Genomic DNA, 14,727 nt, shown 5'->3' with positions numbered 1-14,727 from the left:
GGTTGCGGGGAAAAACAATTTTTTCAATAGTTTAGCCATACTGGACGGTGCTGGTCTTGTGGAAAGGTGGTGATATTTTGGGCGAAATTTAGGCAATTCGCATTTCTAACCACTAACCACTAACCACTAATCACTAACCACTTTTTTTCATTCTTCATTCTTCATTCTTCATTCACTCACAGCCGGAATCACGACGGCAAAACAGGTGCCGACGCCAAGCCGGCTTCGGACGGCAATGTTTCCACCGTGGGCAGCCACGATTCGTTTCACAATCGCCAATCCTAATCCCACGCCAAGTTTGGCTTTATTGGATTTTGCCTGGCGATATGGATCAAACAAAAATGGAATTTCCTCGGCTGGGATACCTTCGCCGGTATCAGTAATTTCGACGGTCAGGAACTTTGATCCAGCTTCAATACCGGTACCGATGGTGGTGCGCGCTTCAATGATAATGTGACCGCCTTGGGGCGTAAATTTCACGGCATTGGAAAGCAGATTTGAAAAGACCCGTCCCAATTTCCCGGCGTCCATCAAAATCGTCGGCAAGCCGTCTACAATATTGGGCACAACGGTCAAGCCAGCCGCTCGTCCCGAAACTTCGGCTTCCACAATACATTCCCGAAGCAGCGCCTGAGGATTTTGAGGTATGAGCACCAGTTTCATGTCCTGAGCTTCGCTTTTGTAGACTTCAAGCACTTCGTTGATCAGATTCAGGATTTTTTGAACGCTGCCCTCCGAGGCTCGAATGAGTTCGCCATACCCGGTTTCTTCCAGCGATTCATCCATGCTCAGGAATTCGAGCGTGCCTTTGACCACACTGAGCGGCGATTTCAAATCGTGAACCAGCATGGCGGTAAAGTTTTGCTTGATTTGATCCAGCTCGCGCAATTTCAGATTGGCGGCTTCAAGCTGGCTGTTTTGCTGGTCCAACTGGTTTTGAATTTTGATCAATTTGCTCTGGGTTGAATCCCCAATCCGGGTGATTTTGACTGTTTGCGAAAGCAGACTTTTGTACTTTTTCGCCAGTGTTTTGAAGGCTTTGCGCAAATCATCACGCGACAGTTCTTCATTTTTCAATGCCGATTCGGCTTCATCCAGAACCTGGTATTCAGTCTCAAAAATCTCGCGTTCGTTGAGTCTTCCTTCGAGGTCGCGTGCCATGGCCAAAAGTTCTCCCGGATCAAACAGGCATGCGCACAGACGGTGCGCACGCGAAATAAAAATGAACCACAGTGAGGTTGGAGAGCGGTGAAACGGTTGAATCAATCAAAAGGCGTGGGTATTGTAGGGCGCTCAAGAAAAATTGCCAGTCCATGCCGACAAATTCCCTGAGGAAATACATGTATGAAACACTGTTTGCTCTTTTTAGGGCTGGTGGTTGCCCTGTCGTTGAATGTCGTGGCTGTGCCGCGCCAATCGGAAAAACCATCATCGGTTCAGGAACTGGTCGCGGCTGAAAAAGCTTTTGCCAAATATTCAGTTGAAAATGGGATGCGCGAAGCTTTCATTGAATTTTTTACCGATGAAGGAATTAACTTTGTCCCTCAACCGGTGTTAACCCGTAAATTTCTCAAGAAAAGACCTCCGACCCCCAAACCGCTTCCATTTATTCTGGATTGGACGCCGATGACGGGTGACATCGCACGTTCGGGAGATTTGGGCTATAACACCGGGCCATTTATGGTCACCGTTCCCAGCCAGAAAGATCAAAAACCGTCATTCGGCTATTTTTTCTCAATCTGGAAAAAACAGGCGGATGGCACCTGGAAAGTTGTGGTTGATGCCGGAGTTCAGTCTGCGGAGGCTGGAAAACGCCCGTTGTCTGAGGTTGTTTATCAGCAAACGCCGATCAAAACCGTTGAACTCCCGGTCAAATCCATCAATCCTGAGAAGGAAAAAGAAGGACTCCTCGCAACGGACACAGCCTTGACGCAAACCACCCAAACCAAAGGTCGGGCAGAAAGCTATAAAGCCGTGCTGCTTCCAAAATCGCGGCTTCACCTCAATGACCTGGCACCGCTGGTAAGCAATGATCAAATTCTCGCGTACCTGAAGGGCCATCCGGGGTCAATGACCGGGACGATTACGCATTCCGACATGTCAAAAGCGGCTGATTTTGGTTACACCGTCGGCAGTTATGAATTCAAACCGCAAGCCGGAGATAAAACCGAAAAAGGGTACTATGTTCGGATCTGGCGGCGCGCAACCAGGAAAGACTGGAAGCTGGCGTTTGAAACCTTCCTGCCGCTTCCGCCTGAAAAGTGAAAATTGTCCGCTTTGAGTGATGCAACCGCAGTGTAAAAAATCGAGTTGGCGTGACGACGTCCGCCCAGTGGACAATAAGAAAAGAGCCGGTGGTTTTCCCTTTTTGGGACACCACCGGCTTTTGGTTTCAATATATTTGCGTCTGATTTTCTAAGGTCACTCAATCACCACGACCGGGAATCTACTTTAAATTAAAGTTCAAACCGGACTCGTGGCCGAACCGACTATGCCTTCCTTGGTTCTGGTGACCCTTTCTTGGGTTTGTCTTTTTTCGGTTTCTTTGTCTCTTTCCGTTGGCTGTTGTTACCTTTGGCCATGGGATCCTCCAGGAGTTATTCATTTCGACGTTAACAGGCACGCACCTCGTGGAGCGCGTGGATTCAACCGGGTTCATTGATGAACCAGAAAGTTCATCCCAAGAGTAGCGCACCCTTGGCGCTTCGGCGAGAAAGAACTCCCCAAGTATTTCAAAATGGTGCGATCTGAGTCCATTGATTGAAGAATTGAGCCGTTCCGGCTGGTTTAAAAGAGTGGAACCTTCTTTTTAGGCAAATCCGCTCTGAATTCACGATAAACAAACATATCAATGGTTGAGTTATTGCGAAAAACCAGGCTGGTTAATTATCGGAATGCGGTAAACCCCACGGATTCCATCACCTTCTGCGAAGATTCAACCGGCTGTTTTTCTGACTCCTCGCTCCTCGCCACTCACTCTCATAAGCGCCAGGATAATAAAAACCGTGTCCTTTCCGTTGGTATTGAACGCCGTTTTGGTAGGGCCTGTATCCCGTCCTGGCCATAACCGTGGGCTTTGCACCACGGCTATTACACAACGACCCTGCGGGCCTGAAATCCTTATCCTGGCGCTTATGCCACTTGCTCCTCACTCAGTCTGACTCCTCGCTCCTCGCTCCTCGCTCTTCATTGGCCAGCCTTCACCGCAAACACTTCTGATTTCATTCCAATCAGGGTCAGGTCTTCAACACAGACCACATTCTCCAGATCATAGTTGAGAATGTGCCAGAGCTTTTTTCCAGATTTCAGGTCATAGGCCGCCAACCTGATATTGAGGGTCACCGGAGAATTAAATCGTGTCCCAGCCTGAGTTGATTCCAGATAGGCCACGCCACGATGCGTGTAAAGCCAGAACGTTCGGTTGAGGTCATCTGTCTTTTGCTCCCAGAGCTTTTCCCCAGTGGTGGCATTGTATGCCAGAAACCATTCGCTGGATTCACCAGGTCGGGCAAGGAGCGTGTTTTCGGCGACGTCATCCATCGTAACGTGCTGGACGCTGCCGGTAAAAATCGGCTTTGGCCAGAGGTCCTTCCCGGTGGCAACATCATAGGCCATCAAGTCGCCTTCCCAATCCTGAACCAGCACCACGCCCGGCTTCCCTTTCGCCAGATCATAAAATTTGGCGGATTTCTTTTTGGCCCAGAGCGTTTTTCCGGTTTCAATATCAAATGCTTGCAAATACAGGTCCCGGTATTTGGCGCTAAAGTCCTTGTACTTGTTCTTGATCCAGGTGAAGCTGATGACAATCAATGTGTTTCCAATCGTGCAGTACTTTTCAGGTATTTCACCCGCATAGTCAAAGGTGCGCGTTTCAATTTTTTGTCTGGCAAAATCAATCACCGGAACATTCTTGGTTGAATTCACCATCAACATTTGTCCATTCTCGCCGACGATATGGGCATCAAGCCGTTCCTGCGGATGGTTTTTTTCCCATTCGCCACGATTAAATTCCGTGCGATAGAGTTCCTTTCCCGTTTTGGCATCCAGCCCGACACACACCGAAATCCGCTCGGCAAACTCTTGATTTGGAAGGTGTTTCTCTTTTTCAGCGAGCTGACCAACGATCATGCCGTTGCGCAGAAGTGGGAAATAGGTCTCCCACTGGTCAAAATGCCAGAGTTCTTTTCCTGTTTCGGCCTCAACACATTGCGTTTTATATTTTGACCCGGCACTGACTCCGCCGCCGTCATATGACGTGATAAAGATCAATCCCTCCCAGAAATCGGGTGACAGTGCGGCTTTGTCGAGGGTTTTGATCTTCCACTGTTCCTTTCCCGTTCGGGCATCGAGCGCGGTTGCCGTTCCCAGGCTGTTAAAAACAAGTACCAGCGGTCCCTTTCCAATCAAATAAGGCCCGGAACCATTGCTGATGGGGTATCGCCAAACTTTTTGAAGTGATTCAGGAAACTCTGATGGCGGTGGTTCAAACGATTTGCAGCCGCTACAGCTCCAGACCAGTGAAAAAAAGAGCAGGATGAAGGTTTTTTTATACAGGTTCATGGATGTTCTCCAAATGATGAGGCGCTCTAGGAATAGCAATTGAGCGCAAAGAAGTGCTATAAACCGGTCCAGTCAATAAATTCCAGTCAGTGATGAAGGATGAATTTTGCAACACATAACCATCTGAGATTCAATTGGATGGCCTCTTCATAATTCATAATTCATAATTCATAATTCACCCAAACCCCAGACTACCATACACGGATTCTCCACAAGCAGAAAAAGCCATCGCCTTATGCACCAACCACGAATTATTTGTATTGCCAGCCAGAAAGGTGGCGTTGGCAAAACCACGATTGCCTCAAATCTGGGCGCCGTACTGGCAACGACCCACCGGGTATTGCTCATTGATGCTGATCCACAGGGAAACCTGACCCAGGGGCTCAGCCTCACGCCTGACACGCTTGAAACGACGCTCTATCACGTACTGGTCAAAAACTGGCCAATGGAAAAGGCCATGTTGACTCCACTTGAAGTCCTGCCAAATCTCAAGCTCATTGGTGCCAACCTGGATCTGGCCGCGGCTGAGATTGAGTTGCTGGGAAAAGTCGGTGCCGATACTCGACTCCGCAAAGCCCTGCAAACTCTGGCCACCCCAGTTGATTTCATTATTATTGACACGCCACCATCACTCGCCACCTTGACCCTCAATGCCCTGGTGGCAGCCCACGAAGTCTTGATCCCGGTTGATCCAGGGGTTTATGGCCTCTATGGTCTGTCCAAACTGGTTGAATTGATTGATGATGTGCGGAGCTATAACTCCGAACTGGGTCGGGTGCGGGCGGTTCGCTGCCGGGTAGATCACACCAATTTGTCGGAAAGTGTGCGGCTCAATCTTGAAAATGCTTTTGGGGAAGACCTTTTCAAATCAACTATTCGCAAATCAGTGCGCATTGGCGAATCACAGGCGGCGAGCTTGCCCGTGATTTTGTACCGCCCAAATGATGCCGTAGCCGAAGATTTCAAAGTGTTTGCAGACGAGGTACGCCATGCCGGTTAAATCTCCACTCAATCCTGAACTGCTTAAAACCGTGATTGCCAACAACCGGGCTGCCCATCGCCCCCCGATGCGCGTGGTGACAATCCCAGTTGAAGACGTCAAAATTGGTGACCGCTTTCGCAAAGACATGGGCGACCTGACCGATCTCAAACAAAGCATTGAGGATATTGGCCTGCTCAATCCGATCACTGTTTTACCTGACCACACACTGGTTGCTGGTGAACGACGACTGGCAGCCTTTAAAGCGCTCAACCGGGAAACCATTCCGGCACGCATTATTGAAACGCTCGAAGACGCCCGAGCCATTCTGCGAGCTGAACGCGATGAAAATGTGGCCCGAAAAAGCTTTACCCCGCTTGAAATGGCGGCCATTACTGAAGCCTTGCTCCCCGAAGCCGAGCGTGCTGCCCGTGAACGCAAAGCCGCCGCTTTGAAAAAAGGCGCTGAAAATCCCCGTTCCGGAAATTTTCCGGAACGGGAAAAAGGCGAAGCAATTGATGAAATTGCTTCGATGGTGGGCGTCTCTGGAAAAACCCTGCGTAAGATCAGGCAGGTGGTCACCAGCGGATCGCCTGAACTGATTCGGGCAATGGATCAGGGTGAAATTTCGGTCAATTCCGCGGCCAAACAGGTAGCAGTGCACCCAGCACCCGAACCAAAAGAAGCCACGACCTCGAAACAATCTTTTGCCGGAGAACTGGCCTTTAACCTGACAGCATCCCTCAAAGATGGAACCGCTGTTCAAGTTGTGATATTGACCCAATCGAAACAACCGATTTCATCGAAACAATTGAAAGAAGCACTGAAACTGGCGAAAACATCACTGGTGGAAAACGAATAGGGTTCGGGGTTCAGGGTTCAGGGTTCGGGGTTCGGGGTTCGGGGTTCGGGGTTCGGGGTTCGGGGTTCGGGGTTCGGGGTTCGGGGTTCGGGGTTCGGGGTTTTCGAAAGGATAAGGGATCTAAAGAAATCACTTTGTCACTTTGTCATTTTGTCATTCTGTTACCTGTCATCCTGTTCCCTTATCCTGACGCTCATGTCTTCATCCTTCACTTTGAAATTGGATAGCGCTCTAATCTTCCGGCCTGATCGTCTGGAGCCAGCAGCAGATCGGTTGCCACCTGCGCGAGTACTTCTTTAAATTCCACGCGTCGTACCCATGGTTCCGGAATGCTATCAATCCCTAAAAATGCCCCAAGCAGGTTCCCGGTTACGGCACCAGTGCTATCACTGTCTCCGTCGTGGTTCACAGCAAAAATCAACGCTTTTTCAAAACTATCTGGAAATGAAAGGGCGGCGTACACGGCAATCGCCAGGCATTCTTCGGCAACCCAGCCTTCACCCAAAACCTGCAACCGACTCAGGTCTCCAGGAAGCTCTTGAGCAAAGCGAACAGCTCGTTCGAGGAGTTGAGCACATTCTGAACTGACCAGCATCGGGTCACGATAGAGTTGCTCAATTCCACGACCAATAGCAGATTCAAGTGATGCACCATCAATGAGTTCAGCAATCATCAACGCAAATGCGCCGGCGGTGACATATCCCAATGGATGACTATGCGTAATGGCGGCTGCCCGGCACCCAAGCTCGTATGCCTGAACTCCACGTACATACAGACCACAAGGCGCAACCCGCATCACTCCGCCGCATCCTTTGCTGTTATTTAATAGACGATTGACGGTGCCACATTTTCCACTCGCCAGGGCCGAAAGGCAGGTCATCCCTGGGGCGCGCCGGTGATACAGATCAGGAATGGAAAACAACCATCCATCCCGAACAATTGATTTATCAGCCGATCCACTGACCAGGCTTCCCTGGGTGACCAGCCATCGGAGGTAAGCAACATACAGTTCCTGAACCAGATCAGTCGGGTACTCAGCCTGTTCAGCATTGACGTAGCGCAAAATCCCTTCCGCCGTAAACAGGGTCATCTGCGTGTCATCGGTCACCTGGCCAATTTCTTCAGGAAAATCGGTGATGCCTTCCGGTCCAAACCGCTCGTGAATCTGATGGAGTTTGTGAAATTCGACTGGCCAGCCCAGGGCATCTCCGACCGCACCGCCGATAAGACATCCGGAAAAATGGCTAAAATCCTGTTTCAATCGGTTCATCACGCCTCCTTTTGAAAATACCAGGGCTCAGGGCTGAAGACTTCGGGCTTAGGGCTTGGGGCTGAAGACTCGCAAGCTCGGGGCTGAAGAAATTGTCACCTTGTCACTTGTCATCCTGTCACTCTGTCACTTGTCATCCTGTCACTTGTCACTTGTCACTTGTCACTTGTCACCTTGTCACCCTGTCACCTTGTCACCCTGTCACCTTGTCACCTGGTCACCTGGTCACCTGGTCACCTTGTCACCTTGTCCCCCTGTCCCTTGTCACCTGTTCAGCATCCACTTTCGCCGCCGGTGTAGACATTGACCCATTTCCCACTTTTATTTTTGATGATGCTATAGGACAGGCTTTCATAATAGGACGTTTGAGTAATGACTTCGCTGATGCCATCTCCATCAAGATCCAGATGGTCAATAAAAATTGATCGTTGAAACAGGTCGCCACCGCCTTTTTGATAATCAGAGTAGGCAATTTGGAACTCAACTCCGACCGGGTTGAGAATCAAGAAAAGTGAGCGTGCCTCAAGAGTCGCGTCTGATTGGTCAATTTCGAAGTTCCCCACCAACTCATCTTTTCCATCGCCGTTCAAATCAACTGCGGTGAGATTTCCCACCTGCATCAATTTCATCAGTGCGGCGGGCACTTTTTTAACCCGCAAAAAGTCTTTGGCAACGGCAATGGCGGCAGATCGTTCATCAGGGGTGGGTGCCCGCCGTGAACGTTTTTTTCCGACGCCGAGTGTCGGGTGATCAGTCGCCAACGCATAGACTCGACCGCCGAGCTTCACGCTGCTGGCAACTGAAACCTGGGCGGATAAGGATACACACCCTGATTCCTGAGGCTTGATCACGGCTACAGTTCCATCTTCGGCAGTCCCAAATACCACCCGGTAGGTCTGGCCTTTTCGATAGTAATTCTTGAGAAATTTGACGCTTTCGGCATCCTGGGCGGCCAGGTCTTCCGTGCTTTCGATACCGGTTGGAGGAGCCAGGAATTTTCCACCCGAAAGAACAACTATCGGTTCCATCGCCGTGTTTCCATCTTCATATCTCTGGACGCAGAACAAAACCGATTTCTGGCCTTTTGTCTGGACAGCCAGGGAACTAACCGAGAACGATCCAGTCAAAATCAACATCAAGGTCAAAAGACCGAGCTTTCGGGAAAATACCATACCAACCTCAGTCGAAAAGAGATGAAATGAAGCTCCCCCAACTATCCTGCCTTTCAACTGGAATTGCAATATTGAAAATGGCTCACCTTCGTAGCAATTCGTCGTCAACAAATTGATTTATAAGCAAATACGGCTTTGATTCCTGGTATTGCCGCTTTCAATTTTCCCGTTCCGGAAAATTTCCGGAACGGGAAAACCACATCAACCAGCAATGAAAAAGCCTTCGCTGAAATAACCGCGAAGGCTTGAACAAAAATCCAGGTTCATATCAGTGGATCAATATTTTGCCACATCATCCAGGGCCGTTCCCGCATTGAAGGTGGCTTCGGTAATCGTGTTTTGTTCGTTGGAATCGTAATCCACCAGGATTTTCCAGGTGCCGCTTTCCTTGCGCAGAAAGACATGAAACTTGCCGTATGCCTTGCGCGTCTCGCCTTTGGCATTTGTAAAGCTGAACTCAAAGAACCCTCGCTCAGATCCAAATTCAGCATTGGCAATCCGCTCCTGAAACCGGAAACTGATTCCCAGTTTTCCACCGTCAGTTTTGACCTTCTTGAAAAAATTGCGAATACCGGTGCCATATTGCGTCAAATTCAACACTTCCCGGCTGTTTCCCTGGCCTCGAATCAAATCCTTGGAATGTAAATTCAGGTAGGCTTCCGCATCACCTGTGGCGTACGCTTTTGAAAATGGAATCCAGACATCACGATTGATTTCTTTTAAAAACTCAGCACCGGAAGGTTTCGGGGACGGGTTTTGAGCCAGAATCGGCGAGGTGGCGATCCAGAATCCACCCAGAACTAGCATTCCAAGCAAAATTCGGCCAATGATTGGGGATATCCAACCTGCCAATCCACACCTTGAGATACAATGAGCCATAGTTTCTTAATTCTCCTGTTGATGAATGTCAGAGATTGAACTACAAATTCACTGAAAAGAAAACTTCAAAACGAAAAGAATTGAATTTCTTTGAAAGCTAAATTTTTCAATAACTTAGACTGAAATTGATTTCAAAAATCCCCGTTCCGGAAATTTTCCGGAACGGGGATTTTAGCCAGCAACGCTCCTCTGAACCGGCGCTTTAAAGCGTTTCTTTCGAAGGCGGCACAATGTCTGTGGTCATATTGCTGAGACTGTCTTCAATCGTGACGTCCAACCCAATGTTCCAGGGTTGCACCAGGTGGACTGGTCCAGATTCCAGTATGGTGTCAGAAAGCCCTTCAATCGCCGCCAAAAATGACTCTTCCAGTTCGGTAATGGAGGGGCGAAGCTCAGGATTTTTTTCGAGTGCCCGTAAAATGACCTGCTCCACACTTTCTGGTAAATCAGGATTGATCTGGCGTGGCGGCGAGGGCAATTCTTTGATTTGGCGCAAAATAACATCAATCACACCCCGCGATGAAGGTTGAAACGGCAGACACCCACTCACCATTTCATACAGCATGACCCCGACGCTATACACATCTGACCGGCCATCGTAGTCAAGCCCTTCCAACCGTTCGGGCGACATATAGGTTGGGGTTCCGATGATGATGCCAGCCGCCGTCAACCCCGTGTTGAGTCGGTCGCCGGCTTCCTCTTCTCGAAATTTGGCCAACCCAAAATCCACGACTTTCACGACTTCGCCGTCGCGGGTTCGATGAATAAAAATGTTTTCAGGCTTAATGTCCCGATGGATAATTCCCACTGAGTGTGCTTCAGCCAGTGCGGAGCAAATTGGCTGGAGTATTTCCTTGATTCGGTTTAAGGACAGGCGTTTTTTGAATTTCAGTTCCGTCGCCAGGGTATAGCCTTGCAACAGTTCCATCACCAGAAAGGCAATTCCTTCGGTTGAAATTCCCCAGTCGAGCACCTGGATGGCATTTGGGTGGTTGACCCGTGTGGCCGAAACGCCTTCGCGGCGAAACCGTTCGACGGCCTCGGGCGTGTCGTTTCCGGGTCGTGGCCGAAACACCTTGACGGCAACCGGACGGTCAAGTGCCAGATGGATGCCCCGAAAAACTGTTCCAAACCCGCCAGACCCAATTTTTTCTTCCAACCGATATTTTCCGTCGAGCACGGTTCCCGGCAGGGCTTCAGCCAGGGCTGAAAAGATTCGGTCAGCCTGCTGCTGCGAAGCCATCAATTCCGCGACTTTTCGATCAAGCTCCTGGTTTTTGCGTTCGACCTGATCTTTGGCGGCGGCGAGGAGTTCGTTTTTCCGTTCGGTTTCTTTGACCGCCTGAGCCAGGTCAGCGGTTCGCTCGGCAATTTTGGATTCGAGCACCAGGTTGCGTTGTTCGAGGGCACGCATTCGCCAGCGCGCACCAAACCAGATTCCGCTCCCGCCAACCAGTCCATACCCGAGAAACGCCCACCATGTCAGCCAGGGTGCCGGTTTGACCCTGAAAGACACCACCAGCGGTCCAGAGAGGTTGCCACCAGCATCCCGCCCCCACACGCTCAGCGTGAAGGTTCCAGCCGGGAGATTGGTGTATTCCTTTTTAAAATCTGTCATCCATTGGGGTTTGGTGTGATCAAACCCATCGAGCCGGATCTGGTACGTCGTGTTTTTTTCCCGAAAAAAACTCAACAGCGAAAATTCCACCAGCACATTGTTTTCATCATAGCGGAGTGCCCGCTCCAAGGTGAAATAGGCGGCATCTCCAGTCGCTTTGAGTTCGATAGGTTCACCGTTGATCAGAAATCGTTCCAGTTTCAATGGTTTTGTGGTGACTTCGGGAACTTCGCGGTCCGGGTCATACACCACGGCGCCGCCAATCGAGCCACCCCAAATTCGGCCTCTGGTGTCAGTGCACGAAGCTCCACCGTTAAACTCATTATTTGGAAGCCCATCCTCAATTGAAAACGTGTAGACGTCAAATTCGGCTGGATTATCAAGGGTTGGGGTTCGAGGCGATAACCGGGCCACACCTTTATTGGTAAACAGGTACATCCGGCCCTTTGCGTCAGATTGAACCTGGTAAATCGTGTTGTTTGGCAGGGCGGGCTGTGACTGCTCTGAAAAGACTGAAAACATTTGATTTCCCGGCGTCAAGGGGAATCGGACAACCCCACCGCCTTCTGTTCCCGCCCAGAGCGTCGGCGTTCCATCAGGTCCTTTACCAACCAAAAGCGACAGAATGCTGTTGTTTGGCAAGCCGGAAGCCTGGTTCCACACCTTCCAGGATCCATCTTTGGCCCGGCAAGCCAGTCCGCCACCTTCAGTGCCAACCCAGAGCTGGCGTTCACCAGCGGAGTTGACGGCTTCCACCACGGTGAACAACCGGTTGGTCGGCAGCCCATCATGGGTGGTAATGGCGGTCCATTTCCCATTTCGGTACCGAACCAGACCATGCGATCCCGTCGCCGCCCAAATTTCAGGCGTGCCGTCTTCGTCAACGGTTTCGATCATCCGCCGAACGGTCGCGGTTTCCAGGCCGAAATCCGATGATTCCGGCTGCCAGCGGTCATTCACCAGTCGGGCAATACCACCGCCACGCATGCCAGCCCAGATGATTCGTTTGTTTTCAATCCGGGTGGTTTCCAGCAGGGCAAAAGCGGTTGCGTTTGGTAGGCCGGAGGTTTCGTCATAAATTGTCACTTTTCCCGGTTGGACACAGGCAATGCCTTTGCCATTGGTGCCAGCCCAGAGCGTTTCAACGCCATTCAGATTTTTGGTCACCATCAGGCTGAACACCATATTGACCGGCAACCCGGCAGCGGTATTGAAGGTGACCCACTGATTGAGTTCGAGCCGGGCAAGACCGGCGCCGTCAGTCCCAATCCACAACCGGCGGGTTCCAGTCGGGCTTTCCTCGGGTAAAAGCGACTTGATCGTATTTCCAGGGAGCCCATCTCCGATGTCAAACCCGGTCCAGCGTCCATCCTGCAGCCGAAATAACCCGGCATCTCCAACACCCACCCACAGCGACAGCCTTCCATCAGGAGATTTTGTTTGGGCAATGGTTGAAATCGGAAGCGTCGCAAATTGAGGAGGAACACCAACTCTGGTCAGACGGCCAACTTGAATCACCCCAAGTTCACCTGAATCAGACCCGACCCAAACCGCAGGCTTCCCATCAAAACCAACCCCGGAATACAAACTGGAGATATTGGGTGTTGAAAAAACACCCGTCAAATCAATCGTCGTCCAGTGCCCGGCAGTCAGTTGTGATAAACCGCTCCCCGTCCCCACCCAAAGTGATTCGCCTTCAGGTGACTTCAAAACAGTGAGACAGGTGATGGTTTTTTGCGAGAGGTGATGGGGTTGGTCAACCGAAGCCCACCTTCCAGCGGTGAATACAGCCAGTCCACCGCCGCCTGTATCAGCCCAGATGGTCGGGGTTCCATCATTGGAACGGGTTTCAGCCAGACAGTTCACACGATTGGCCGGCAAGCCATTTTGAATGGTAAAACTGGTCCATTTCCCATGGGCCAGTTGGGCAAGCCCTCCGTCCTGGCGACCAAACCAGAGGCTGCCATCACTGGCAACCAGCAGAGAACGGATAAAATTTGACGTCGTGCGTTCAGGCAGATTGACCACCGTCCAGTCACGTCCATTGTAGCGAGCAGCACCATCCTGGGTTCCCACCCACAGGTATCCATTCTGGTCAAAGCCCATCCCCTCAATGGCATTTTGTGGGAGTCCATCCTTTTCATTATAGGCCCGAAAAGTCAGCCTCCCCGCTGTCACCACGTCAGTTTCGCTGGTTTGGTCAACAAGCGGAACCGCTGTCTGTCCCACCACCAGCCCATTCATACCCAGCCAAAACAACACCAACGCGCAGGCGCACATAACGCGCAGCCAGAACAGACGAAGGTGACGGCTTCCAGGGCAGATAAGCATAGAACTCGATTCTTATGAAAAAGGAGAAATGGTTCTGCGGAATCGAAGTGAAGGTCAGTCTACGCGGAAAACGCCGCTTCCGCCAAGAAAGCTTGGAGTGCGGCCCACTTGACGCCGCTTTTCAGCGTGCGCTAGCTTGACTCGGTTTTCTTTACAGCTTATGCCCCAGGTCGCTTGCATGCCAGGTTCAATTCAAGTTCAAGCCCAAGCCGAGAGCAATATGCACCGATTACGTCGCGAGGAATTCTTTCTTAAAGCTGCTCAATCAGATATTGGTTTGAATGAACAGTTTCCCAACTCTCAATCGATTCATTTTCGATCTGTCTCTAGCGTTTGGAAACCCTGGCCACGTCCAGCTAACCCAGGTCGGGTTTTGTCATTTTTGGATTGTTTGCTCCAGGCCGTTGGCCCCTGGGAAACCTGCTGGCTTTATAAAGGACACGGATACTGGTTCACTGAACTTTCGCCTCAAATGGACCTTGAAGACAAAATCAGGTCGCTTCATCACGCATGGCTTGGCCTACCGGCAAAGTGTGATGATGTTCTTGAAGCCGATTCAACGGAAACGGCCCATATTATTTCGATATGCTATGATTCGCTGATGTTTGGGCACACGGTCTGGGAAGACGTGATAGTTATTCCACAAGGCGGGGATGCCTTCTTTGAAGTGTCCCATCACAATGAAGTTATGGTTTCAGCCCGGAATACCAAAAAGCTCAGAGAGATTCGAAAAGCACTGCTCTTCAAAGGATTTCGGCCATACTAATGCCAGTTAAGTACCTTACCGAAAATTCCAAGACATTTTTAACCACGAAAAACACGAAAAAAATCAAACACTAAGGGAGCGTTAAAAAATAAGTTCCTGGGGCGTGTTCTGCCACATCCAGGTTTTGGTCTTGCACCGCGAAGCGGGGGAGCACTGGAGAGAACGAACCTGTTCCCGGTGGTAGCTCACAAAGCCTCGCAACCACCGGCTATCCGAACTGCAGCCTTTCAGGATGCTCAATCCAAATGCCTGATTCCCAAACGAAAACGGGAAGTTGATTTTTTACAGTC

10 protein-coding genes are annotated in these 14,727 nt (G+C 50.5%); 4 read left to right on the top strand and 6 right to left on the bottom strand.

Going from position 1 to position 14,727, the window contains the following annotated elements:
* Positions 1–168: 168 nt before the first annotated feature.
* Positions 169–1,161: a HAMP domain-containing histidine kinase gene (locus HY774_06265; protein MBI4748074.1), complete on the bottom strand. Its 993-nt coding sequence runs from the start codon at positions 1,159–1,161 to the stop codon at positions 169–171.
* Between the two features lie 183 nt (positions 1,162–1,344).
* On the opposite strand from HY774_06265, the gene HY774_06260 reads away from it, so the two are divergent.
* Positions 1,345–2,265, top strand: coding sequence for a nuclear transport factor 2 family protein (locus tag HY774_06260; protein MBI4748073.1), 921 nt, complete (start codon positions 1,345–1,347; stop codon positions 2,263–2,265).
* Between the two features lie 921 nt (positions 2,266–3,186).
* Here the strand turns inward: HY774_06260 and HY774_06255 are convergent.
* Positions 3,187–4,560: a PQQ-binding-like beta-propeller repeat protein gene (locus HY774_06255; GenBank protein MBI4748072.1), complete on the bottom strand. Its 1,374-nt coding sequence runs from the start codon at positions 4,558–4,560 to the stop codon at positions 3,187–3,189.
* A gap of 235 nt (positions 4,561–4,795) precedes the next feature.
* On the opposite strand from HY774_06255, the gene HY774_06250 reads away from it, so the two are divergent.
* Both HY774_06250 and HY774_06245 read left to right on the top strand, forming a co-directional pair.
* Positions 4,796–5,560 (top strand): ParA family protein, encoded by a 765-nt coding sequence (locus tag HY774_06250; GenBank protein ID MBI4748071.1) that lies wholly within the window; start codon positions 4,796–4,798, stop codon positions 5,558–5,560.
* Positions 5,550–6,401, top strand: coding sequence for a ParB N-terminal domain-containing protein (locus HY774_06245; GenBank protein MBI4748070.1), 852 nt, complete (start codon positions 5,550–5,552; stop codon positions 6,399–6,401). The genes HY774_06250 and HY774_06245 overlap by 11 nt, the downstream gene beginning before the upstream one ends.
* Before the next feature lie 208 nt (positions 6,402–6,609).
* Here the strand turns inward: HY774_06245 and HY774_06240 are convergent, their stop codons facing one another.
* From HY774_06240 to HY774_06225, 4 genes are all read right to left on the bottom strand, one after another.
* Entirely contained in the window at positions 6,610–7,671 is a 1,062-nt protein-coding gene (locus HY774_06240; protein ID MBI4748069.1) for an ADP-ribosylglycohydrolase family protein, read from the bottom strand.
* Positions 7,672–7,943: 272 nt separating this feature from the next.
* Positions 7,944–8,843 (bottom strand): hypothetical protein, encoded by a 900-nt coding sequence (locus tag HY774_06235; GenBank protein ID MBI4748068.1) that lies wholly within the window; start codon positions 8,841–8,843, stop codon positions 7,944–7,946.
* A gap of 276 nt (positions 8,844–9,119) precedes the next feature.
* The gene (locus HY774_06230; GenBank protein MBI4748067.1) at positions 9,120–9,722 is read right to left on the bottom strand and encodes a hypothetical protein; all 603 of its coding nucleotides are present in this window, start codon (positions 9,720–9,722) and stop codon (positions 9,120–9,122) included.
* A gap of 202 nt (positions 9,723–9,924) precedes the next feature.
* A complete protein-coding gene (locus tag HY774_06225) occupies positions 9,925–13,671 on the bottom strand; it encodes a protein kinase (GenBank protein MBI4748066.1) in 3,747 nt (1,248 codons plus the stop codon).
* 220 nt (positions 13,672–13,891) lie between these two features.
* Between HY774_06225 and HY774_06220 the strand changes: the two genes are divergently transcribed.
* Positions 13,892–14,437 carry a hypothetical protein gene (locus HY774_06220; GenBank protein MBI4748065.1) on the top strand — a complete coding sequence of 182 codons (546 nt, stop codon included), beginning with the start codon at positions 13,892–13,894 and terminating at the stop codon, positions 14,435–14,437.
* The last annotated feature ends 290 nt before the right edge of the window (positions 14,438–14,727 follow it).

The sequence above is a fragment of the Acidobacteriota bacterium genome, from assembly GCA_016208495.1.
Taxonomy (GTDB): Bacteria; Acidobacteriota; Blastocatellia; order Chloracidobacteriales; family Chloracidobacteriaceae; genus JACQXX01.
This window is presented reverse-complemented; position numbering and strand designations above follow the sequence as displayed.

Coding starts and splice junctions, on each gene's coding strand:
- HY774_06235 (MBI4748068.1), bottom strand. CDS start 8,843: ATGGTATTTTCCCGAAAGCTCGGTCTTTTGACCTTGATGTTGATTTTG.
- HY774_06265 (MBI4748074.1), bottom strand. CDS start 1,161: ATGGCACGCGACCTCGAAGGAAGACTCAACGAACGCGAGATTTTTGAG.
- HY774_06220 (MBI4748065.1), top strand. CDS start 13,892: ATGCACCGATTACGTCGCGAGGAATTCTTTCTTAAAGCTGCTCAATCA.
- HY774_06240 (MBI4748069.1), bottom strand. CDS start 7,671: ATGAACCGATTGAAACAGGATTTTAGCCATTTTTCCGGATGTCTTATC.
- HY774_06250 (MBI4748071.1), top strand. CDS start 4,796: ATGCACCAACCACGAATTATTTGTATTGCCAGCCAGAAAGGTGGCGTT.
- HY774_06260 (MBI4748073.1), top strand. CDS start 1,345: ATGAAACACTGTTTGCTCTTTTTAGGGCTGGTGGTTGCCCTGTCGTTG.
- HY774_06255 (MBI4748072.1), bottom strand. CDS start 4,560: ATGAACCTGTATAAAAAAACCTTCATCCTGCTCTTTTTTTCACTGGTC.
- HY774_06245 (MBI4748070.1), top strand. CDS start 5,550: ATGCCGGTTAAATCTCCACTCAATCCTGAACTGCTTAAAACCGTGATT.
- HY774_06230 (MBI4748067.1), bottom strand. CDS start 9,722: ATGGCTCATTGTATCTCAAGGTGTGGATTGGCAGGTTGGATATCCCCA.
- HY774_06225 (MBI4748066.1), bottom strand. CDS start 13,671: ATGCTTATCTGCCCTGGAAGCCGTCACCTTCGTCTGTTCTGGCTGCGC.